The organism is Sphingobacterium hungaricum, from assembly GCF_015210005.1.
Classification (GTDB): Bacteria; Bacteroidota; Bacteroidia; order Sphingobacteriales; family Sphingobacteriaceae; genus Sphingobacterium; species Sphingobacterium hungaricum.
This window is the reverse complement of the sequence record NZ_MU158698.1, coordinates 154,962-178,442: the sequence shown is the minus strand read 5'-3', so window position 1 is coordinate 178,442 and position 23,481 is coordinate 154,962. Positions and strand designations below refer to the sequence as shown.

Genomic DNA, 23,481 nt, shown 5'->3' with positions numbered 1-23,481 from the left:
CATCCATACATAGAATCAATATTAACGCATGAAAATAAAAAACCTATTGTTCCTTGGGCTTTTAGCCGCCGCTTCAGTTCCTGTTTATGCTCAGGATTTAATCCGTAAAGTCCCACAAGACGCAAATATTGTGATGACTTTCGATAGCCAAAAATTCTTTTCGTTATTACCAGCCAGTTCGATTGACGAGAAATTTACTGCTTTGGGAGTTTTTGAAGGTTTAAACCAAACTCTTCGCAGTCCGATTTCAGGTATTGCTGATTTTGGGATAAATATGCAAGCGAAAGGCTATTTCTATTCTCGCAAAACGGATAGCGTGACCTTTGTTGGAGCGTTGATTCCTTTGATAGACCAACAGAAATTGAAAAATATTTTGGTTGCCGGAGGCAAAGAAATTACTACTGTTAATGGTTTAGAATCGATGTATTTGGACGGAGGAGACGTTCGTCTAAGCTGGGATAACAATACCTTATATGTTTTGTCTACGATTTTAGATGAGAATTTCTTTAACGACTCTGATAATAGGGCATTGTATGGTTTAAGCGAGCGGGTTGCTGTAGATTATTCTGCTAGTTGGGAGTATACCGACATGGCCGCTGATACAGCAGCAGTTGCCGTTATGGATTATGATTCAGAAGCTTGGGCTACGGCTGACACTGTTGTCGCTGTAGAAGAGATTTGGGATGAGGGCGAATTGCCAGTTACCGTTGAAATCTATGCTGATACGGCAAAAATTGGAAATGAAGAAGATGTTATCATGTTAGCTCCAGCGCCTCCAATGATTAGTATGCCGGATTACGATGATGATGATGACTCTACCTATTATGATATTGATACCTATGATGATGAGGCTTATCTAGAAAGCATGCGTGTAGCTCGCGTCGATGATTCGATTAAAAATGTGCTTAAATTAGAGTGGCTGAATGCGGAAATGGCACAGACTATTCAGGGAACCAGAACATACGGAAAGGAATTTCCAGCTTTGGTAAATCGCTTAAAACCGAATACAGTGGCTAATGTGTATGTTCGCGATTTGAATAGGTTGTATTCTGATTTTCTTCCTGTCAGTGTGTTGACCGCTTACTACGGCGTTAACGCAAATTTTGATTTAGGTTTTAGAGAATTGTCTTACGATTTCATAGTTGATAACAACGTGATGAAATTAAGCGGAACTTTGGGTGTTGCGGATGAAATGGCTTCGCATTTAAAGGCTGTTTACAAAAGCAAAATCAATCCGAAGTTTTTAAATTATGTATCACCGGAAGATTTGGGTTTTATCTCTTTTCATATGAATACGGAAGCATATATCAAATATATTCCTGCGTATTTAAATCAGTATAAGAATGTTTTTGGCGAAAAACTTTCTTCTTATTATGAGATTGGAGCCGTATTATTTGATGTCCTATTGGATGAGAAGGCAATCAGCAAAGTTTATAAAGGAGATAATTTATTTGTCTTAAATGGCTTGACGCAAAAAGAAGTTACGTATATCGACTACGATTATGACGATGATTACAATCCGATTGAGACCGAAAGAACTAAAATGGAAACTGTTCCAAGTTTCTTGTACATGTTTGGTTCGGATGACCAGCGCATCTTCGAAAAAATAATGCAGTTAGGAATTCAAGAAAATCAGGTTTTCCAAGAAAATGGTATTTACACACTTTCGACAGGCGAAAAGTTAATTCCCGAAATTTATTTCGCATTTGAAAAAGGAATTATTTTTCTAGGAAATGATTATGATAAAATAGCATCTATTCATTCGAACTCGTACAAAAGCAAAGCGAACGCGGCGTACACAAAATTGATTAAGAAAAATAACTTTTCGATGTTATTCAACATCAATAAAGTACCAACACTATTGAATCAAATGGATGTGCCAATTCCTATTACGATGAAACAGACTGTAGAAACTTTGGCTTCGTATGGCGATGTTTCGTTGACTTCAACTGGAATGAAAGGCAATAAACTATTTGCTGAATTGGCTATTGAATTTCCAAAAGAAAATGATAACGCCTTAAACTATTTATTTGATTTTGTTACGAACTTAATCGAAGAAAATAATTAAAATCAAATCGGATGAAAAAGGTACTGATTGGAATAGTTGTTCTTGTATTAGTTTTTGTGATTGGTTGCTGGATTTTGTTAAGCGTCCGAGAATCTCAATCGCAAAAGGCCTTAGTTCATTCGCAGACTTCTATTTTGATTGATGTATCAATCGATGATATCCTGACAGATATTGCTTTCAATTCGTTGGCAAATCCAGGATATTACCTAAAAGATTCCACAAAGGTTTCTGACGGTGAAAAGAAAATAAGACCTTGGAATATGGGCTGGAAACTTCCAGCTCATTTCTATTTCTTTTCGTTGCCAAATGACTCGACGGCCTTATATTCGGTTCAGGAAATAACGTCAATCGATGAATTCAAGGTTTTCGTTCAGCAAAAACTTAAATTGAGTATCGACTCTTTATTCGACCAGCAATCCTACACCTTTTATTCTTCCGAAGATAAACGCGTTTCTTTACTGCTCAACGATAAGCAATTTGCTATCGCAATTTCTCAAAATCAAAATGATAAATCGGGAAATTTGCTCGACTTGTTAACCAATCAATCTCTCTTGATTTCGGTAAAGGACATTGAAATCACAAACAAAAACAACAGCGATATCGCCTACTATGATTTGAAAAATCAAAACAGCTACGGAGCTAATTTTAAGAAAGGAAAAGTTATTGTTGATGGTCAGTTTACGACAGCGCTTTGGCAAGCACCAAAGGTAGAATCTTCAGTCCGTGAATTGCCTTTATCCAACCCATTAAATTTTTACCTGAATGCTGATATACGTCCTTTATTGCGCAAGCATCAAGAAACTTTAGCGAACTATGGAATTCCTGTCGATACGCTGGTTGCCTACTACGGAGGTTACGTTGATGTGCAGCTTAGGGAAGGAAGCGTCAAACAGACTGATACGATTGTGACGTATGATTTAGACGATAATTTTGAAATGACGGCAAAAGAAGAAGTTCAAGAAACAGAAGTTCCGAATATTGAATTGGGTTTTAAAGCATCGACTCATTTGAAAAATTATTTGCCTGAAAAGATGTTTTATAAATTCAATAAGCAACAAATTGGCGAATATCTTTTATTGGGAACCGACCAAGCAAACAATCCAAAAGTTGCTACGCACAATACGCCGTATTACTTTAGTTTATCGGTACTTCCTCAAAAAGTTAAATTGCCATTTTTAAGTTCCCTTTCTGATTTCTTAAATAAATTTGAGAAAATTGATGTTCAGGTGAAGAATACACAAGAGAATAAATCAGAGTTGTCAGGGGAATTTTTGCTAAAAAAGAAAAGTATCCACGCTTTATATCAATTGCTCTAATCGAGCAAGGATTACACTTTTCTTACGTTCACATTCTTCACGAAGTGATGAGAATCTTTGAACAAAATCAAATCCGCACGGTAACGCGTCGGTAGAATATTATCCAACAAATTAGGCCTATTGATTTCATTCCAAATTTGCGTAGCCATTTTAGTACTTTCTTCTTCGGTCATGTCCGCATATTTATGGAAGTAGGAGCTAGGGTCCTGAAAAGCCGTAGAGCGCAAGGATTCAAAGCGGTTGACGTACCAATCCACAATATCTTTTTCTTCAGCATCGACATAAATCGAAAAATCAAAGAAATCCGAAACGAATACCCCGGAACCTGACGTTCGCTGCGAATTGACTTGCAACACATTGATGCCTTCAACAATCAAAATATCTGGATTTTCTATTAGTTGCGTTTCGTTTTCGACGATGTCATATTCCATGTGCGAATAAACTGGGACAGTTAGGTTCTGCTTTCCAGATTTCATTTCCGAAAGGAAATTGATCAGCATTTTGGTGTCGTAACTTTCCGGAAACCCTTTTCGATTGAGGATATTTCGTTCAATCAATGTTCTATTCGGATAAAGAAAACCATCTGTCGTTACCAAATCGACTTTTGGCTTGTTAGGAAGAAAGGAAAGCACTTTTTTCAGAACGCGCGCGGTCGTGCTTTTTCCTACAGCCACGGAACCCGCGATACCAATAATAAAAGGAAGTTTTTGCTGATTGCGTTGCAAGAAGTCATTTGTATTTCCATGCAAGCGCTGATACTCATGCACGTGAATGTGCAATAAATGAGCTAAAGGAAAGTAAATGTCTTCAATTTCTTCTAAGGTCAATGGTTCATTCACAGCGTGCAAATTGTCCAAATCATCTGAAATTAATGTGTTTGTCAAATGACCATTTAGATTCTTCCATTCCAGACGGTTAAATGTCTCGAAAGGACTGCTCATTGTTGAATCTGCTGTTGAAACCATATTCTTAACTTAAAGGGTCAGCAAATATACAACCTGAAATGAATTTTTCATCAGAATTAATTCGATAATAGGTTACTCTCTATCACAATCGGATTGCTGATGATTTTTTGGATTGGGCAACGGTCTGCAATTTTATAAATGCGCTGGCGTTGCTCATCATCCAAATCGCCAGTAATGGTAATGTGGCATTTGATGTAAGTTGTCTGTTGCTGTTCGCTTTTGACAACTTCAGAAGAAAGTCTAATTTGTGCCGTTTGAAGGTCCCATCCTTTGCGGTCAGCATACATGCGCATCGTCATGACTTTGCATGTGCCTAACGAAGAAAGAAAAAGGGAGGTAGGAGGCATTCCTAAATCTGTTCCGCCGACATCTGTCGGTTCATCAGCGATAATTAGATGCTTTCCGTAGTTTACTTCTGTTTTATATTTATCTTTTGCTATGCTTACTTTTACTTCGTTATCCATTATTCTGCTAATAAACCCTCAATAATCAATGAACCAGTCGCGGGGTTTGTCGCTAGCGGAACATTATATAAATCGCAAATACGCAGGAGCATCTGAATATCTGGCTCGTGAGCGTGCTTGCCTAATGGATCTCTAAAAAAGATAATGCCATCTACTTTGCCTTCAGCAGCCAATGCCGCTATCTGCGCATCGCCACCTTTTGGGCCACTTAATTTTAATTCAACATCTAAACCAGTCTGTTTGACGTAAGAACCTGTAGTTCCGGTTGCGACTAAATTTGCATTTTTTAAGTAGTCGATATGGTCTTTTACAAAACCGACCATTTCTGCTTTCTTTCCATCATGCGCAATTAAGGCAATTGTCTTTTTCATGGTTTTTTATTCTTTCACTTATCCAAAAAATATGTACGCTACAACGATTGCAGCAATTACACCAACTAGCTCTGATAACAAAGCACAAGGCAATGCATGTCTGGTGTTTTTGATTGCTACAGAGCCAAAATAAACCGCTAAAACATAAAATGTAGTTTCGGTTGAACCTTGGATGACGCAGGCAACTCGCGAAGCAAAATCATCAGCTCCTTTGGTATTCATTAATTCGACCATCAAACCTCTAGCGCCTGAACCGCTCAACGGTTTCATAAAGGCAACAGGTAATGCTTCAACAAAGCCTGTGTCGAACCCCAGCCAAGAAACCACGTTGGAAACACCAGTTACCAAATAGTCCATCGATCCTGAAGCACGAAACACGGCAACACCCACTAATATAGCAACTAAATAAGGAATAATCCGCACGGCGACATCAAAACCTTCCTTTGCACCGTCAATAAACGCGTCATAAACATTAATTTTTTTAAATGCGGCTAGCGCAATAAAGGAGACAAATATTCCAAATAAAATCACATTACTTACGACCTTCGAAATAGTTCCTATCTGTTCCTGATCGAGGGTGTTAAAATAATACAATGTTCCAAACACAAGTATCGAAAGAACCCCTAAATAGGCAAGGATAGTTTTGTCTAACAGGTTGATTTTTTGATAAATGGCAACAAGGACTAAAGCAGATAATGTTGAAAAGAATGTGGCAATCAAAATTGGTAAAAATACATCGGATGGCTGCGCTGCGCCAGCTTCTTGACGATAAGCCATAATGGAAATCGGCAAGAGTGTCAAGCTTGATGCATTGAGCACAATAAACATAATCTGGGCATTCGTCGCTGTTTCTTTATTTGGATTAAGCTCTTGTAACTCTTTCATTGCCTTTAAACCCATTGGCGTTGCCGCATTGTCCAACCCTAAGGCATTGGCTGAAAAATTCATCAGAATAGAACCTAAAGCAGGGTGGTTTTTCGGTACCTCTGGAAATAATTTATTGAAGAAAGGGCCAACAAGTCGAGCGAAGATTGCAATCATGCCTCCGCGTTCTCCGATTTTCATAATTCCTAGCGCAAAGGCCATCATACCAATCAGGCCGAGTGAAATGGTCGCTCCGTTTGTTGCGGCTTCGAATAAGGAGTTGACGATGTTTTGAAAAACTTCTGTGTCACCGCCCAACAGCTTTACTAGTGCGACCACAAAGGTGATTAAGAAAAATGAAATCCAGACGTAGTTTAGAGCCATGTTAATAATGTTTGCGTAAATGTAAGGTTTAAGATCAATTCTTCAAAAAACGCCACATAGAATTATCGTTTCTATTTTTTTGATCTTTAACCAAATCTTCCGCAAGCAAATCAAGCTCATGTTCGTTCTCACTAATCATCTTATCGGCTAAGGAAATAATGCGCTGTATATTTGTTTTTGATGCAGCATCCATTGCAGGGTCTATGGAAGACAAGTTATGAGGTTCGATGCGTTTGTAATTGCCAGATCTTTTGACGGAACTAAAAAGCTGTTTCAGGAAATAGTCATTACTTTCCGATACGCTGCTCGTTACGATGTCGACCAAAGCAGGTCCTATGGAAATACTTCTCATTTTTTTGAAATCTTCGTACTCATACGATTTTTTTGTTGCTCCTGTTCCTAAAGATAGGATGTGGATGTCATCAATTTTAAATGTCTTAAATGTTTTCAGCACCTCGAGCAATGCTACAATGGATGGGTTATGAGCAAACATTCCCCCATCGAGAAGCGTGTATCGCGTATTGGATATGGAAAATATTTCTGCTACGGAAAAATAAGTCGGTGCAGCGGCTGTTGCCCGACAAACATCACGCAAATAGAAATCTCGTGAATCTCCATGCGAGATGGATTTCTGCTGACGGAAAAGATGGTTTTTTCGGAGCTCAATATTATAGGCTGTAAAAATGCTCGGCTTAATCAATTCGCTCAATTTTGAATCAGCGAAGTAATCCAGCAATACTTTTTCGAAAGTTCCTGCATTATACAATTCGCTCAATAAGCCGAAGCGATTTAAAAAGCGGCGCCAATTGCTTGTTGAGAAAATCTCTGTTCCGTGGTTGATGTAAATATCCACTGCTTCTTGTGCGGAAAACCTAGGTTTTGTTGGGTTTTCATTAGATGGGCTTAATAACAAAGCGGTCAGAATTCCTCCGGTACTTGTTCCGGCGAAGAAATCGAAATAGTCAGAAAGATGCGCTTGAGGATTGCCAGAAGTGTCTTGAAGGCGCTTTTCAAGTGCGACCAAAAACATTCCTGGGATGATACCACGAATACCACCTCCGTCAATCGATAAAATTCTTTTCATGCTAATTTTTGTGATTTGTCCACTTAAAATTAGAAAAATAATTTATATTTGCAAACCCATTCGGAGAGGTGTCAGAGTGGTCGATCGAGCACGCTTGGAAAGCGTGTGTACTTAACGGTACCGCGGGTTCGAATCCCGCCCTCTCCGCAAACTAAAACAGGAATTTCTTTTGGAATTCCTGTTTTAGTTTATGCTCTTTTTGGTCGGTCAAATTTGTTTTGACGGTAGCTCCGTTCCTTTTTCAAGTGATGCCCACTCATTTTAATTTGCAAGACTTCTGTAGCTCGCCATTGCGACATAGACCATGATGAAATTTACCATCGGATTCACAACGATGGATTGATTTAAATTGAAAACATCAAAAATCATAAGTAAAGTGACATAGGGGATTAAGAGGAAAAATATCAATACCACGAACAGCCTAAAGTATCTTGGAAGATTTAGAATCCCTAAAAGTATAGAGTAGAATAAATACCTCCACAAAAGATAATTGACGATAAAAATCAGAATAATAACTATATATTCCATGTTTTTCAATACTATGATTTCCTTAGTAGATGGATTATTGTTTTTGAAACAATAAAGTGTAATAGTAAAAGTTAGCAAGCATAAAACCATCCTATGGTTTGTGGCCGAAACGCTACATAAATTTAGGGTCTTTTATTATAATTATCAATAAGATAAATAAATTATTTAGTAGGTATTTATCCAGTGCGCATTTTAAGTTAATTCAAATTTGTGATTCGAGAATCGAAAATTTTATTTATGATTTCAAAAAAATTATTTCAAATAGAGAAGAGAAAGAATTAATCCGCTGCGGTCGTCTGGTCTTCTATTGTCGCGCTTTTTGCATTGTCGATAATAAAACCAATTCCGCGGTCTCTAACTCCTGCGGAAACGTAAAAACCGCTATAACAAAGCCTTTTCCCGTTTGAGTCGTTAATGTTGAAATAATGGTATCCTATTGAATTAGTCGCTGATTCGAAATTCTGTTTTAGATTGGAGTTAATCTGGACTTGTTTTACGGCATCTAAACAGTCTGATTTGGTCGGAAAGCTCTCACTTGTCAATATGATTCTCCCATTCTTACTCCTTAGAAAGAATTGAAAATCATTATTTGCGCCGTTTAAAATGATAAACTTACCCATGAGCATAAGTTGGATGCAATAGGCTAATTTATTAATTTTTAAAGTATAATGCAAATATTTTATTTCAAAGAAATATATTCCGTTTTTAGAACTTGTTTGGGGATTTTTAAACAAAAAAAAATGGAGCCCATCAATGGGCTCCATTTCTATACATTATTTCTAAATTTCTAGCTATTTCCCAAAAGAAAGTAGTTCGTTTTCAATAGCCGCTTTCGTAGCTGATGTCACTTGAACCAAAGGGAGTCTTAGCGTGTCTTGTCCGACACCAATCTTTTGCAAAGCATATTTAACACCAGCAGGATTTCCATCCACAAAACACAAATCAATGATTTTTAGTAAATGTTCGTGAATACCTTTCGCTTCAGCGAAATTTCCTTCACTACATAAACGTACTAAGTCAGAAACTTCTTTTGGCAATGCGTTTCCAACAACCGAAATTAAACCAACCGCACCTAACGCCATCATTGGCAATGTAATAGGGTCGTCTCCGGAAATCAATAAAAATTCTTCAGGTTTATCGCGCAAGATTTCGCTGAAAATCGCAAAATTTCCAGAAGCTTCTTTTGTTGCCACAATATTTTTGAAATCTCGAGCCAAACGAACGGTCGTTGCAGCAGATACCACGCTTCCTGTACGGCTTGGAACATTATACATAATAATAGGCAAAGGGCTGACCTCAGCAATTGCCTTATAATGCTGATAAATCCCTTCCTGAGTAGGCTTGTTGTAATAGGGTGATACGGAAAGAATTGCCGAATATCCTTCAATTGCAAATTCTTTGATTTGTTTGACAACTTCTAATGTATTATTTCCGCCAATACCAGCAACTAAAGGCAGGCGTCCATTCACCTGTTTGGATGTAAATTCCCATACAGCCGACTTTTCCTCAGCGGTTAATGTTGCGGTTTCGCCGGTTGTTCCCAACGATACCAAATAATTCATGCCAGAAGCAATTTGATAATCAATCAAATTCGCTAAAGATTCAAAATCTATACTTCCATCTGTATGAAAAGGAGTGACCAATGCAACTCCAGCGCCATGAAACTCGTTCATTATTTTTTATTGTGTTATGTATTCTTTGCTATGTATTTATTCGCCGATTAAATCAAGTAGCTCTTGCTCTGAAATAAGCGGTACTTTTAGTTTTTCGGCCTTCACCAATTTTGAAGGTCCCATTTTATCTCCTGCTACGAGGTAATTAAGCTTTGCTGATATTCCGCTAAGCATCTTACCACCATGTGATTCAATTAAAGCGGTCAGTTCTTCACGTGAGTAATTCTGAAAAACCCCAGAAATCAAGAACGTTTTACCTTCGAGATTGCTGCTATTTAAAATAATTTCTTTTTCAATAATGGAAAAGGGGAGCCCTGCCTGACGAAGCCTTTCGATTTCTTCTAAGTGAACTTCATTTCTGAAATAACCAAATACAGATTCGGCGATTCTTTCGCCCATATCCGGAACACTCGAAATATCCTCTAAGGATGCTTGCGCAATCGCATCTAAATTTTTGAAATGAATGGCTAATTTTCTGGCAACGGTCTCACCAACGTATCGGATTCCCAAAGCAAAAAGAAATTTTTCAAAAGGTTTATTTTTTGAATCTTCAATGCCTTGAAGCATATTCTGAATCGATTTTTTTCCTAATCGCTCAATATTCACCAAATCTTCTTGATGGTCTTTTAACGCATAGATGTCTGAAATATTCCGCAACAATCCATGTTTATAAAATGTTTCAATCGCTTCGTCACCCATACCCATAATGTCCATCATTTTCCGGCCGATAAAATGTTGTAATTTCCCAACAATTTGTGGTGGGCATCCCGTTTCATTGGGACAATAATGGATGGCTTCGCCTTCTTTTCGCTGCAATGCTGTATGGCAGACCGGACATTCAGAAGGATAGATTATTTTCTGCGCGTTAACTGGTCTTTTGTCAACATTCGCTCCCAAAACTTTTGGGATAATTTCACCACCTTTTTCTACAAAAACAGTATCTCCAAAATATAAATCCAGACGTTCGATTTCGTTCGCATTGTGTAACGATGCTCTTTTTACGGTTGTGCCGGCAAGTAAGACGGGCTTCAAATGTGCTACGGGAGTCACAGCTCCAGTGCGGCCAACTTGATAGCTCACATCTTCCAGGATAGTTTCGACACGTTCGGCTTTAAATTTGTAAGACGTTGCCCATCGCGGTGATTTTGCAGTGAAGCCAAGTTCTTCTTGCTGCGCATATTCATCCACCTTGATAACGATTCCGTCAATGTCGTACGATAGATTATGTCTTTCGCTGTCCCAATAATTGATGAAGTCAAAAACCTCACTCATGTTCTGACAGCGTGCAGTATGTTTACAAGTTGGAAATCCCCAGCGCTCTAAGGCTTGGATGCTTTCCCAATGGGAATGAAACAGCTGATTTCTGTTCTCGGCATATAAAAAGTATAGAAAACAGTCGAGAGGACGTTTTGCAACCTCTTTGGAATCCTGAAGTTTTAATGTGCCAGCCGCAAAATTACGTGGATTCGCATAGGTCTGTTCTTCATTTTCTTCGCGTTCCGCGTTTAAGCGCACAAATGCAGCTTTATGCATAAATATTTCACCACGGATTTCGAAGCTGTCAGGCAATTCGGGAACAGTAATCTGATGAGGAATGCTGCGGATTGTTTTGACATTCTTCGTCACATCATCTCCTTGAACTCCGTCACCTCGAGTAACCGCCCGAACTAATTTTCCTTGTTCGTAAGTGATGGAAATCGATACGCCATCGAATTTTAATTCGCAAACATAGCGGACATCGTCTCCAATTAATTTACGTACGCGGGTATCGAAGTCGGTCAGTTCTTCCTGGCTATAGGTATTTCCCAAAGACAGCATGGGCCATCGATGGCGAACCGTTTCGAATTTGCTCGTTAAATCTCCACCGACTTTTTGTGTAGGTGAATTCGCGTTTAAATATTGGGGATATGCCGCTTCCAGCGCTTCCAGTTCCTTCAATTTTTGGTCAAAGTCATAATCTGAAATAGCAGATTCGGCCAAGACGTAGTACTGGTAACTGTAAGCGTTTAACTCCTCGATAAGGGAATTCATCTTGTGTTGAATCTCTAGCGACATAGGCTACGAAATTACAAATTATTCCCCTAAAAAAACAGCCTTTGGCGCTTTATGAGTTGCTGTATATATAATTCGGTAAGTTGTTTACTTTGTGAAATTATTTTTATCTAAATCAGAATATTTGTGGATATTGTTCATGTAAAAGTCCATAATCATCGAATGATTATATAGGCCGATTTTATTCTCACGTTGGGTATAGTGCTTCCGTTTGCGCGCATTTTTAAAGAAATTCAGAAAAAAATATTGATGTGCACGGCTAACTGCCCAGGCATCTTTTCCTTTGCCATCGGCAATAAATTTAAATATGGCAGCCAAATCAAACCATAATCGTAAGAAGATAATATAGATAGCTGACCAGAAGGGTAGGTTCTTTTGGAGCATAACCAAGTTGTTCCTAAAATTGTAATACGTTTTTTGCGGATTGCTCGTGTTTAATGTGCCGCCGCCAACATGATAAACGGTGGAATTATGCACGTATCCAATTTTGTAGTCCATTTTCTTTAATCGCCAGCATAAATCGATTTCTTCCATGTGCGCGAAAAAATCAGCATCAAAACCTTCAGCTTCTTTCCAAGCTTTTGACTTAATAAATAATGCCGCACCTGTAGCCCAAAAGACTTCACAGTTATCATTGTATTGCCCATTGTCCTGTTCAACTTCATGCATCATTCGCCCGCGGCAAAATGGAAATCCATAAGCATCAATCATTCCTCCAGCGGCGCCGGCATGTTCGAAAAATCCTTTATTATGAAATGACAAAATTTTTGGTTGCGCCGCAACACGTTTATTGTCTGCTTCCAGGTATTCAATAACTGGTTCAATCCAATTTGTCGTGACTTCGACATCCGAATTCAGCAAGACAAAATAATCGGCTTCAACCTGTTTTAAGATCTCATTGTAGCCTCCGGCAAAGCCTAAGTTTTCGCTATTCTGAATAATACGAAGGGTAGGGTAATTCGCTTTGACAAACTCCAGGGAGTCATCTGTTGAATTATTGTCACCTATGATAAAATCTATATTTGGATAACTGCTGTTATAGACCGAAGGAAGGAATTTTTGCAAGAAGAATTTTCCGTTCCAGTTGAGAATAACAACAGCTACTTTTGGGTACTGTTTCATGTTCTGCGTTTTCTTTTCCAGCGTCTGTGCGACCAAAGCCAATATTGAGGCTCCTCTTGAATAATCCTTTCGGTAAATGCATTGTGCATTTTGGTGATTTCATGAGGTTCGCAAAGAGATGGGTCTTCGACTAAGGTAGTGAATCTACAATAATATTTACCACGCTGGGGCTTTCTTCTGATTTCACAAAAAACAACCGGGCTATTCGTCAATTTGGCTAAGCGTTCGACACCTGTGTAAACCAGCGTTTCTTGATTCAGAAACTCCAAGTAATAATCCGAATCTTGATAGACAGGAGTTTGGTCGGCTACGAAAATGCTAAAGTTCGGTGTTCCGCGCAATTTAACCAGATGCCTTAAAATTTGTTTCATGGGAACCATGGTTGCCCCAAAGCGCGTGCGCATTTCGTTATACACATCATTGAAAGTTTTGTTGCTCAATGGTTTGTAGATAACTAATTTGGGCTTGTCATTCATTAAGGACATGGTATGGATTCCCAATTCCCAATTGCAATAATGTGCCGTTACGCCGATAACCGCTATTCCTCGGTCTAAATAATCATTGACCTCTTCGATATTTAGCAATTCGATTTTTTCCCTGACCTGTTTTTCCGTTATGGATTTCATTTTAATCGCTTCGACAATTAAATCAGGAAAATATTTGTAGAATTTTTTGGCAATGCTTTTTATTTCTTTTTCATCTTTTTCAGGAAAAGAATTTCGCAGGTTATCAAAAACAACGGCCTTGCGATAGCCGAAAACATAGTAAATCAATACGTAAAGAATGTCCGATAGGAAATACAAAAACCAAAAGGGGAGCAAGGATACTATAAATAATAAAGCTGATAAGGTTTTTTCTTTCATTAAAGCGATTGACATTCTGTACAAATATCTTAAATAAGTTTATTTTTGCACAACGAATACAAGATTAATTCTCAAAATGCAAGGAAAATTACTACTGCCCGCTTACTATATGCCCCCGATTTCTTACTTTCAGGCGATTGTCCAACAGCCTGATGAGATAGTGATTGACCAATCTGAACATTATCCCAAACAAACGTATAGAACGAGGACGCGCATCGGAACAGCGAATGGAATTTTGGAATTATTTGTCCCGATACTTCATGGACGGAAAACGCATATTCCCATGAAGGATGTAAAAATTTCGGACGACCATCCTTGGCAACGTTTGCATTGGCAAAGTATTCAAACAGCTTACAGAAGTTCGGCTTATTTTGAATATTATGAAGATGACTTGAATTATTTCTACGAAAACAAATTTGAATATCTGGTGGATTATAATGCACAGCAAGTAAAGCTATTTTTGAAGATGCTGAAAATCAAACGAGAAGTAAGTTTTTCCGAAACATTTGAGCCGTACAATACAGAAGAAATTGACTATCGCAGGGGCATTCACCCAAAGCAGGTTCTCGATATTGACAGCATTAAGCCCTATCATCAGGTTTTTGAAGATAGACAGGGATTTATTCCGAATTTGAGTATCTTAGATTTGTTATGTAACCAAGGGCCGCAGAGCAAAAACTTTTTGTAGCTAAATTACTACAAATTTAAATCTGCTGTTTTAAAACATAATGATGAAAACAGGTGTTTTGTCTGTAAATTAAGAAATCAATGAAACTTTTTACATTACTCGCGTTATTGGTACTTTCGTCCAGCACTTTATTTGCGCAACAAGGAGCGGATACGCTTCATTATCGCAAAGTTTATTATTTTGGAGGCACTGGTCTAGCATTTCCGTTAGGAAAAACTAATAAAGTATTGTCGCCAAAATTATTTACGGGGAGCATGGGCTTGGATATTTCATTGAAAAATCCGAAATATTATTTAATGCCGACCCTGTATCTGATGTCATTTGATTATGACCAGCTGGTCGATGATACGAAATACAACCGAATGATTGAGAACGGTCGGTCGAGTTTTTATATGTTGAGTTTCGCTGGCGGAATCAGAAAGCAATACGACCGCTTAAATACGTATGGCTACGCTGGTCCAGTCGTCGGATTAATTACGGAACCTAGAGCGCAGGATGACGCCGCCTCGGGTATGACAATGATCGAAAACAAATATTCCATTTCGCCGGGCGTGAAAATCGGTTTTGGCTCTGATTACAAATTCAACGGATTCTTTTTAGGATTTGAAGCAGGCTATCTGTATAATTTTAAGAAGCTTCAGGGCAATCCTGTTTCAATTTTAACGTTAATGGTAGGGTTGAAGTCGGATATTACACGGCTTAGCGACAAGGTAGTAGATGTAATCACAAGAAGTAGTCCAGAATAAGAAGCGTATGTTCGGTTTTGATAGAATAAAACGAGTTGGAAAAATAGTTCAGGTTTTATCAAAATATGGTTTCGATGAACTGCTTTCGAGAAGTAACATTGACCGAGTCATTCCCGACTCGGTTTTATCATGGAATACGTATACGAAGACATTATTTGAACAGGATTTTAATGTCCGTGTTCGTTTAGCGATTGAAGAATTAGGCCCAACTTTTATTAAGTTAGGACAATTGCTGAGCAATCGGCCGGATATTATTCCGGATGAATTGCGTTTGGAATTGGAAAAACTCCAAGACACTATTCCAGCAGAGAAATTACAGGTCGAAAAATTGCTTGAGGAAGCATTTAAGATAGACGTCTATGCTCATTTTTCCTACATTGACCCTGAACCGATTGCAGCAGCATCGATTGCTCAGGTCTATCGGGCATCGTTAATTGATGGAACGCCTGTCATCCTTAAAATTAAAAGACCCGGCATCCGAGAGGTTATCCGCGCGGACATTTCGTTTATCAAGGATTTAATTCAATTTCTCGAGAAGAAATATGAAATCATTCAAAAAATGAATTTGTATGCCATCGTATCGTCTTTTGAAAGTTCCTTAATGCAAGAATTGTCTTTCACTAACGAGGCGAATAACATAGAAAAGTTCCGTAAAAACTTTCAAGGCAATCCGAATATCTATGTTCCAAAAATCTATCGGACTTATTGCTCCGATGGGATTCTCTGTATGGAATTTATTGACGGAGTCAAAATAAATGATTTGGATAGTTTGGAAAAAATGGGACTTTATCCGAAATCCATTGTTCAGAATGGCCTTGATTTATACTTGGAACAAGTGTTGGTTCACGGCTTTTTCCATGCCGACCCTCACCCTGGAAATATGTTTGTCAATGCTAAAGGGCAGATTGTTTTTCTTGATTTCGGTTCGATGGGCTTGATGATTCCCTACGACAGAAAGCTGATTGAAGGAATGGTCATTAATTTTTTAATGAATGATGCTCCAGGACTTATTCGCAACATTAAAAAATTGGCTGTAGTCCATCATATTGAAAATGAAAGACAACTCACGAGGGATGTCTTTGAAATCTTCTATTTAATCGAACAAAACAGCTTGAAGGATATCAATATTGCGGTCATGTTGGATAAGCTGAATACCGTTCTGCAACAAAATTACATTTTGATGCCTGACTTTGTGTATTTGCTTTTGAGAGGCGTGTCAATTTTGGAGGGAACAGGAAGGCAGTTGGATGCCAATTTAAATATTCCGAATAGCATTCGGCCTTTTGCTAAGAAAATAGCGAAGGAAAGGCTTTCTGCTGAACATTTGAAAGAGGAAATTATCGAGAAAGCAAAACTGCTGAAAGATATCGTTTCGGAAGTGCCAACAGATTTGCTGTCTATTTTAGATAAAGTGAAAAATGATAAATTGCTGTTGAAGCATAAAATTGTTGATTTCGAAAGCCTGCTGTTAAATCTATATCGTCTAGGAAATAAATTTTTACTTTCCATTTTGGCCATGACATTCGGTGTAGGAGCAAGTATTTTGGCGCATGGACGAGTTGGCTATCTCTTATGGGGAATGCCGATTTTATCTTGGCTGGGCTTTTTGGTCAGCTTCGTGATTTCCACCATACTGTTAATAAATGTGCTGAAATCTAAGTAAACAGCTCAATTTTATTAAATAAAGTTAAAAATACGTTAAAATTTCATTTATTTTCTTGAGTACATACTAATTCTCAAATAGCTGCGTTTTTAGTGTATAATATTGAGATTCATAATTTCATAATTTAGGTTAATAATTGGTTTGGTAAATACCTGGAGTTCCCCGCTTCAGGTATTTCTTTTTAGTGGAATTCGCTACGCGAAATTCTAAAATCCTGAATATGTAAGCAAAATATTCATAGGATTCTGTTACTTAAAGGTTAATTCCTTGTAGCTGAACACCTACATTTAAATTAATATAATTAATTTCAAAGAAATGCTAATGAGCACTTTACAGATTTTCCCTTCTAAATCATGTAGCAACATCACTACAACTAAATTTAATTTTATTTTGCTCTATTGAAAATTTTGGAGTTTTGTAACCAATAAAATCAACCACCAAAACTGTCCAAAATGAATAAATTAATTAAAATGGAGCGCCTTGCTGTCTTCCATAAAAAACCTTTAGGAATTAAATTTTCTAATACAATTATAATTAATTCTAATACCATTTTTTTAGTCTACGCATTTTAATTTAAAAAATCAGGAAATTTTCAGGATTTTAAAAATGCGTTCGCTATATCGATTGCCAAAAATCGCCTGGAATTTCTTTTATCAATCAACCCCCTAAAATTTAACTAATAATCACATGAGAAATGACCTATTACCCTATAAATCTCCAACAATGGATATCTCCTTAGTGGAATTGGAACAAGGGATTGCAACTGGCTCCGCTACTGTTGTTCCAACAGATAGTAACGGTGTAGTCCATGAAGAGTGGAAAATAGATAGCGATGACAACAGAACTATTAATTGGTAATTCCTTGACTAAAAATTCTAAAGAACATTAGATATGAAAAAACAACAATACATCCCGATCGAACCCAAATTGGTTTTTGCGGCATTTGCTATTTTATTTCTTACCCTGCAGTCTTGTCAGAATTCCGAAGAAACTTTATTGGAAGCTGGCGAAGCGACTGTTAACGTATCGATGGTGAGTGTAGATTCCAACGTCGAAGAAATCTTACTAGCAGGCACTAAAAACTCTAAAGTGAGTTCAAATTTAACCTCAGACGTTCCTGCAACGATCGCATTCAGTAATAGCAGCACAATTGGTGTTTCGCTTACAAGCAATGCTTCGTCAACTGGAAATTTATTAGCTTCGAGTGGGAAAGTTGCTACAACAGGAAAAGTACCTTTGACCAAAGGTGTAAAATATAACGTTGTTGTCTATTCAGATGAGGGAAATTATGTCACGGAGAAATCGTATACCTACGGAAATGAATCCACAACTGGAGGAATAACATTGTATGCTGGAAAAAACTACACGTTTGTAGCTTATTCCATTAACAATTCATCCGCTTTACCCAATTTGGTAAATAAGAATAAATTGTCAACGGCAAAGATTGATCAGGTCAGCGCGGATTTAATGTATTTCAAAACGAAGCTAAAAATTGAATTCGGGGTTACTAACTTGAATGTTGTTTTAAAACATCAGTTTAGCGAGATTACGACCGTGATGACGATGGATCCCAATACCACCGGTGCATTTACAAAAATTGCAAGCGCCGTTATGAAACCTACGCATAGCACGGCTACGCTTAGTCTTGAAGATGATAAGATCACCTATAATGGAGAAAATAAAAATGGGGCATCGGTTACCTTTCCAAGTTTAGGAACTAAAGGTTTGCGTAGTGTAACTAGCGTGGCAACGATGTTAATCAATCCGAGTTCGACAACAGGCTCATTAAACTTCGGGTCTATTACAATTGATGGGGAAACTAAATCCAATGTCAATGTTGCGAATCTAAAGGTTAAGCCAGGCTATAAATACAACTTGAACCTTAATTTCAAGACTTGTACAAAAGATGTTTCTGGAGCTGACGGCTTGAACTGGAGATATCCTCAATCAAAGAATTTTTGGGGTGAGGTGGGAATTTATATTGGGAATACATTTTACAAGAACGGTGAGACAATCAGTAAAACAATTACTGCACCTGGAGCAGATTATGGCTTTTTGTTTGATATCACGGAATTGGATAATGCATTTAACATGGAAGTTAATGGCGTTAAGTTAGCTACCAAAGAGATTCAATTTCAGCGAGTGAATGGTTCATCATCTCAAAATATCCGATTTAAAGATGGAAGCCGTTATGAGGGTTCAAATACACAAGGAGGTGATGATATTGCGGCAGTGTATAATATGAAAGGAACGGAAGCGAAACCACTAGTTAAAATTGTGATTAGCCGCTTTGGAGAAGTGACAATGTTTGGCAGTAAAGTTAATGGAGGCCCGCTTTATGAATTAGAATTATTTAATGGCAATACATTCAATACATTCCCATGGAGTGGAACAGGAACCAACACAGTGAAAGTTACCCAACTGGTGGATGGCAGAACATTTATCGTAGGAAAAGGTTCGGGAAAAACAAAAATCTCCTGTAACTAACGCTAAAAATTATTTTATATAGTTGATTTAAAGAGGGGGATTTCGGTTTCCCTCTTTTTTAGTTTCTTCTCCACAGTAAAATAAAGTTATTTTAAAGTAATAATTTGAGCATATTTCAAATTTTACACAAACAAAAAGTTTAATCAATATCTTTATAAGATATAATAGATTAAAATTGATATATGATTAAATTAACTAGCTATCTGAATCTACTGGTTGTTGCTCTGTTTTTTACGTCTTGCAACAGCGGAGGCTCAGGTACTACGACAAACTCCGATGGAAATAACACAACAGATAGTACATCGAAAGAATCGGCAATAAAAAATATTTTGTTTTTCGGAAATAGCCTGACTGCTGGCTACGGATTAGAAACCCAAGAGGAAGCATTTCCGGCACTTATCCAACAAAAGATTGATTCCTTAAAACTTCCTTACCAATGCATAAATGCTGGATTGAGCGGCGAGACGAGTGCTGGCGGCAATGAACGGATCGATTGGTTGCTGAAACAGCCAATTGATGTATTCGTTTTAGAACTAGGAGCAAACGATGGCTTGCGAGGTTTATCTGTGAATTCGACCTATGAAAATTTAAAAGGCATTATAGATAAAGTATTGGCCGCGTACCCAGATTGCAAATTAGTCCTAGCAGGAATGAAAGTGCCACCTAATATGGGAAATCAATATTTCAAAGATTTCGAAACCATTTATCCGCGTCTTGCCGAAGAGTACAACATGGCATTAGTTCCGTTTCTTTTGGAGAATGTTGCTGGCTTAGCCAATCTAAATCAAGAAGACGGCGTACACCCTACAACTGAAGGGCAGATTATCTTAGCGGATAATGTTTGGCCAGTTCTACAACCTTTGCTTTAATCATACTATACCACCCATACATGTCAGCTATTTTACAACTAAATAACGTTTCGAAAAACTATAAATTGGGCAATCAAGAGATTGCCATTTTAAAAAATATAAGTTTTAGCATTGATGCAGGCGCAACGGCGGCCATAGTCGGTCCTTCGGGAAGTGGCAAAACTACGCTGCTCGGCTTATGTGCTGGACTTGATAAATGCAGTAATGGGAGTATTGTCCTGAACGGGATAGAGCTTAACGGATTAAGCGAAGACCAATTGGCGCAAGTGCGCAATAAAGATGTCGGATTTGTTTTTCAAAATTTTCAATTGTTGCCTACATTGACAGCACTTGAAAATGTATTGGTTCCGATGGAATTGCATGGTATCAAAAACGGAAAAAGCACGGCTATGGAATTGCTCGATAGGGTAGGATTGTCCGAAAGAGCAGGCCATTATCCCTCACAGCTTTCCGGCGGCGAACAACAGCGCATATCTCTAGCTAGGGCATTCGCCAATAACCCTAAAATTCTTTTTGCTGACGAGCCCACGGGAAATCTTGATGCAGAAAATAGCGTCATTATTGAAGAAATGCTTTTTCAGCTTAACCGCGAATCCGGAACGACTTTAGTTTTGGTGACGCATGATATGGAACTGGCAGCCAAGACACAGCGCATCATCCCTATTAAAGGAGGTGTTGTTGTATGAATTGGCGCTGGATATTTGTAATGGCTTGGCGCGATAGCCGAAAAAATCGCTCGCGCTTATTTCTTTTTATTTCGTCGATTATTTTAGGAATTGCTTCTCTGGTCGCAATGAATTCATTTAATGATAATCTAAAGCGAGATATTGATCTTCAAGCTGCGCAATTGATCGGTGCTGATCTCGAATTGGAGAGCCGGCGCAAACCCGATGAAGATGTGTTGGCTTTTATCGATTCGATCAAAGGATTAAGTGAAGATATGGCTAAAGAAGAACGCTTTATGTCCATGCTTAGGTTCTTGAAGGATGATGGGTCGCGTTTTGTTCAAGTTCGCGGGATATCGGGCGACTTTCCGTTTTACGGGGAAGTAGAAACTTCGCCAGATCATGTGTATGCTGATTTCAAAAACAAAAAGGAAGTATTGGTTGAGAAAACCTTAATGATGCAATTCAATGCGCAGGCAGGTGATCGCGTCCAGTTGGGTTTGAATCAGTTTAATATAGGCGCAACGCTACTTGCCCAACCGGGTCAAACGGCTATTCGTGGCGCTATGGCACCCACTGTTTTTGTTCCTTTGGAAGCACTTGCCAATAGTGGTCTTCAGCAAGCGGGAAGCAGGATAGAATATCACTACTACTTTAAATTTCCGAAAGGGTATCCTGTCGATGAATTGATGACTGGCCTTAAAGATCGGTTAACCGAATTGCAATTGCAAAGCGCAACGATTTCGACCACGAAGGAAAATACAGGAAGATCGTTTTCCGATATGGCCAGTTTTATGGAATTAGTCAGTTTTGTGGCTTTGCTTTTAGGTTGTATCGGCGTGTCGAGTGCGGTGCATATTTATGTGCGCGAAAAATTGGTTTCTGTGTCGATTTTAAGATGTCTTGGCGCTAGTTCCAGACAGGCCTTTTATATTTTTCTGATTCAATTTGCTGCCATTGGATTTTTAGGCGGATTAGTCGGTGCAATCTTAGGTACGCTGATTCAATACCTGATTCCATTGGTTATGCAGGATATTGTTCCTGTTGCGCTAAGCAGCGCAATATCTTGGGCTGCGATAGGCAAAGGAATCGGTCTGGGAGTTGTCATTGCCGTATTATTCGCTTTGTTGCCTTTGATTTCAGTTCGCCATATTTCCCCATTAAATTCATTGCGCGTCAGCGATCAGCCGGAAGAACTGTGGAAAGACAAATTTCGCTGGTTGATTTATGCATTGATCGTGGCGTTTATTGTCGGCTTCGCGAGGCTGCAATTAAATGATTGGGTGCAGACGCTGTTCTTTACGCTAGCAATCGGAATCACGTTTTTCTTATTGTATGGCGTGGCCAATGGCGTTACGTTCCTAGTTAAAAAATATTTTCCGTCGGGTTGGCCTTATGTATGGAGGCAAGGATTGTCAAATCTCTATAGACCCAACAACCAAACCATCGTCCTGCTGATTTCAATTGGCTTCGGAACCGCTTTGATAGCTACTTTATTCTTCGTTCAGGATATGCTTCTGCAACGCGTGAAAATGGCATCATCCGAAAACCAAGCCAACATGGTGCTTTTCGATATTCAGACTTCGCAGATTGATTCGCTCAAACAACTGACTCTAGATATGGGATTGCCGATTATGGATGAAGTTCCGATTGTGACTATGCAAATCAGTTCGATCAATGATTTAAAAAGCAGCGATGTTTCCAAGGATACTACCTCAGCGATTTCAGGCCGGATCTTCCGTTCCGAGATCAGAGCTACCTACCGGGATTCATTGACGCAGGCTGAAAAAGTAACTGCGGGTAAATGGGTCGGACAAGTTGCCGACGGTGAGACCGCGCAAGTTTCTTTCGATAAAAATTACGCTGAGGAAACAGGCGTAAAGATAGGCGATAAATTGGTGTTTAACGTGCAGGGAGTATCCGTTCCGGCGGTGGTCAGCAGTTTTAGGGAAGTGGATTGGAACCGCTTTCAATCGAATTTTAGAGTGGTATTTGCCAAAGGCGCAATCGACCAAGCTCCTCAAACTTATTTGCTCATGACAAAAATAGGAGACGAGCAAAAATCTTCGGCTTATCAGCAAGCGGTTGTGAAGCAATTTGCAAATGTTTCTGTTATCGACATCAATACGGTGCTAAGCATTTTGGATGATATTCTAAAAAAGATTGGATTTGTTATTCAATTTATTGGTGCTTTCAGTATTCTTACTGGGGTTGTTGTGTTGATTTCTTCCGTCAGGGTTAGCAAGTTTCAACGTATCCGAGAAAATGTGCTATTAAGAACCTTAGGAGCTAGCAGAAAACAGATTTTAACCATTACGGTCAGTGAATATTTATTTTTAGGAATATTAGCTTCAATAACCGGAGTAATCATTGCATTGCTTGCTAGCAATTTATTGGCCGTCTTTGTATTCGAAACGACATTTATTCCGTCATTTGCAGTGATTATCTTGCTTACTTTGGCAGTCTCGGCACTAACGATTTTAATCGGCATGCTGAATAGCCGGTCGGTATTGAATAGTCCGCCATTGGAGGTATTACGAAGAGATTAGTACCTAAACTAACGTTTAAAATAGTAACTTAGAAAAAGTTGGAATCAGCAATTATTCCAA

The 23,481-nt window shown here is 38.5% G+C and carries 21 protein-coding genes and 1 tRNA gene; 11 read left to right on the top strand and 11 right to left on the bottom strand.

The window, feature by feature from the left end; all coding sequences use genetic code 11:
* Positions 1-28: 28 nt before the first annotated feature.
* On the top strand, positions 29-2,068 hold the full coding sequence (locus tag C4F49_RS03900; RefSeq protein WP_196934573.1) for a hypothetical protein: 2,040 nt from the start codon (positions 29-31) through the stop codon (positions 2,066-2,068).
* A gap of 11 nt (positions 2,069-2,079) precedes the next feature.
* Positions 2,080-3,384: a hypothetical protein gene (locus C4F49_RS03895; protein ID WP_196934572.1), complete on the top strand. Its 1,305-nt coding sequence runs from the start codon at positions 2,080-2,082 to the stop codon at positions 3,382-3,384.
* An 11-nt stretch (positions 3,385-3,395) separates the two neighbouring features.
* On the opposite strand, the gene coaA is transcribed toward C4F49_RS03895, so the two are convergent.
* From coaA to C4F49_RS03870, 5 genes are read right to left on the bottom strand one after another with little or no spacing between them, the layout of a single operon-like run.
* Positions 3,396-4,349 (bottom strand): type I pantothenate kinase, encoded by a 954-nt coding sequence (coaA, locus tag C4F49_RS03890; RefSeq protein WP_196934571.1) that lies wholly within the window; start codon positions 4,347-4,349, stop codon positions 3,396-3,398.
* A 56-nt stretch (positions 4,350-4,405) separates the two neighbouring features.
* Positions 4,406-4,813: an OsmC family protein gene (locus tag C4F49_RS03885; RefSeq protein ID WP_196934570.1), complete on the bottom strand. Its 408-nt coding sequence runs from the start codon at positions 4,811-4,813 to the stop codon at positions 4,406-4,408.
* Positions 4,813-5,184, bottom strand: coding sequence for a methylglyoxal synthase (locus tag C4F49_RS03880; RefSeq protein WP_196934569.1), 372 nt, complete (start codon positions 5,182-5,184; stop codon positions 4,813-4,815). The genes C4F49_RS03885 and C4F49_RS03880 overlap by 1 nt, the downstream gene beginning before the upstream one ends.
* A gap of 18 nt (positions 5,185-5,202) precedes the next feature.
* Positions 5,203-6,432 carry a nucleoside recognition domain-containing protein gene (locus C4F49_RS03875; RefSeq protein ID WP_196934568.1) on the bottom strand — a complete coding sequence of 410 codons (1,230 nt, stop codon included), beginning with the start codon at positions 6,430-6,432 and terminating at the stop codon, positions 5,203-5,205.
* A 34-nt stretch (positions 6,433-6,466) separates the two neighbouring features.
* On the bottom strand, positions 6,467-7,516 hold the full coding sequence (locus tag C4F49_RS03870) for a patatin-like phospholipase family protein (protein ID WP_196934567.1): 1,050 nt from the start codon (positions 7,514-7,516) through the stop codon (positions 6,467-6,469).
* Positions 7,517-7,578: 62 nt separating this feature from the next.
* Between C4F49_RS03870 and C4F49_RS03865 the strand changes: the two genes are divergently transcribed.
* Positions 7,579-7,663 (top strand) — tRNA-Ser (locus C4F49_RS03865).
* A gap of 114 nt (positions 7,664-7,777) precedes the next feature.
* Here the strand turns inward: C4F49_RS03865 and C4F49_RS03860 are convergent.
* The 6 genes from C4F49_RS03860 to C4F49_RS03835 form a co-directional block, all read right to left on the bottom strand.
* On the bottom strand, positions 7,778-8,044 hold the full coding sequence (locus C4F49_RS03860) for a hypothetical protein (RefSeq protein ID WP_196934566.1): 267 nt from the start codon (positions 8,042-8,044) through the stop codon (positions 7,778-7,780).
* A 278-nt stretch (positions 8,045-8,322) separates the two neighbouring features.
* Positions 8,323-8,664: a YegP family protein gene (locus C4F49_RS03855; protein WP_196934565.1), complete on the bottom strand. Its 342-nt coding sequence runs from the start codon at positions 8,662-8,664 to the stop codon at positions 8,323-8,325.
* A 171-nt stretch (positions 8,665-8,835) separates the two neighbouring features.
* Positions 8,836-9,717 (bottom strand): 4-hydroxy-tetrahydrodipicolinate synthase, encoded by an 882-nt coding sequence (gene dapA, locus C4F49_RS03850; protein WP_196934564.1) that lies wholly within the window; start codon positions 9,715-9,717, stop codon positions 8,836-8,838.
* A gap of 36 nt (positions 9,718-9,753) precedes the next feature.
* Positions 9,754-11,772, bottom strand: a complete 2,019-nt coding sequence (gene ligA, locus C4F49_RS03845) for an NAD-dependent DNA ligase LigA (RefSeq protein ID WP_196934563.1) — start codon at positions 11,770-11,772, stop codon at positions 9,754-9,756.
* 84 nt (positions 11,773-11,856) lie between these two features.
* Positions 11,857-12,891 (bottom strand): glycosyltransferase family 2 protein, encoded by a 1,035-nt coding sequence (locus C4F49_RS03840; RefSeq protein ID WP_196934562.1) that lies wholly within the window; start codon positions 12,889-12,891, stop codon positions 11,857-11,859.
* Positions 12,888-13,754, bottom strand: coding sequence for a lysophospholipid acyltransferase family protein (locus tag C4F49_RS03835; RefSeq protein ID WP_196934561.1), 867 nt, complete (start codon positions 13,752-13,754; stop codon positions 12,888-12,890). Before C4F49_RS03835 ends, C4F49_RS03840 begins: the two co-directional genes overlap by 4 nt.
* A gap of 76 nt (positions 13,755-13,830) precedes the next feature.
* Here C4F49_RS03835 and C4F49_RS03830 point away from each other — a divergent pair, with 76 nt between their 5' ends.
* The 8 genes from C4F49_RS03830 (at position 13,831) to C4F49_RS03795 (ending at position 23,421) form a co-directional block, all read left to right on the top strand.
* Positions 13,831-14,442 carry a WbqC family protein gene (locus C4F49_RS03830; protein WP_196934560.1) on the top strand — a complete coding sequence of 204 codons (612 nt, stop codon included), beginning with the start codon at positions 13,831-13,833 and terminating at the stop codon, positions 14,440-14,442.
* An 80-nt stretch (positions 14,443-14,522) separates the two neighbouring features.
* Positions 14,523-15,188: a hypothetical protein gene (locus C4F49_RS03825; RefSeq protein ID WP_196934559.1), complete on the top strand. Its 666-nt coding sequence runs from the start codon at positions 14,523-14,525 to the stop codon at positions 15,186-15,188.
* A 7-nt stretch (positions 15,189-15,195) separates the two neighbouring features.
* Entirely contained in the window at positions 15,196-16,851 is a 1,656-nt protein-coding gene (locus C4F49_RS03820; protein ID WP_196934558.1) for an ABC1 kinase family protein, read from the top strand.
* Between the two features lie 687 nt (positions 16,852-17,538).
* Entirely contained in the window at positions 17,539-17,709 is a 171-nt protein-coding gene (locus C4F49_RS03815) for a hypothetical protein (protein ID WP_196934557.1), read from the top strand.
* A 33-nt stretch (positions 17,710-17,742) separates the two neighbouring features.
* Positions 17,743-19,338, top strand: a complete 1,596-nt coding sequence (locus C4F49_RS03810) for a hypothetical protein (RefSeq protein ID WP_196934556.1) — start codon at positions 17,743-17,745, stop codon at positions 19,336-19,338.
* Between the two features lie 182 nt (positions 19,339-19,520).
* Positions 19,521-20,207, top strand: a complete 687-nt coding sequence (locus C4F49_RS03805) for an arylesterase (protein ID WP_196934555.1) — start codon at positions 19,521-19,523, stop codon at positions 20,205-20,207.
* A gap of 20 nt (positions 20,208-20,227) precedes the next feature.
* A complete protein-coding gene (locus C4F49_RS03800; protein WP_196934554.1) occupies positions 20,228-20,893 on the top strand; it encodes an ABC transporter ATP-binding protein in 666 nt (221 codons plus the stop codon).
* Positions 20,890-23,421 carry an ABC transporter permease gene (locus C4F49_RS03795; RefSeq protein ID WP_196934553.1) on the top strand — a complete coding sequence of 844 codons (2,532 nt, stop codon included), beginning with the start codon at positions 20,890-20,892 and terminating at the stop codon, positions 23,419-23,421. The genes C4F49_RS03800 and C4F49_RS03795 overlap by 4 nt, the downstream gene beginning before the upstream one ends.
* Positions 23,422-23,481 lie beyond the last annotated feature (60 nt).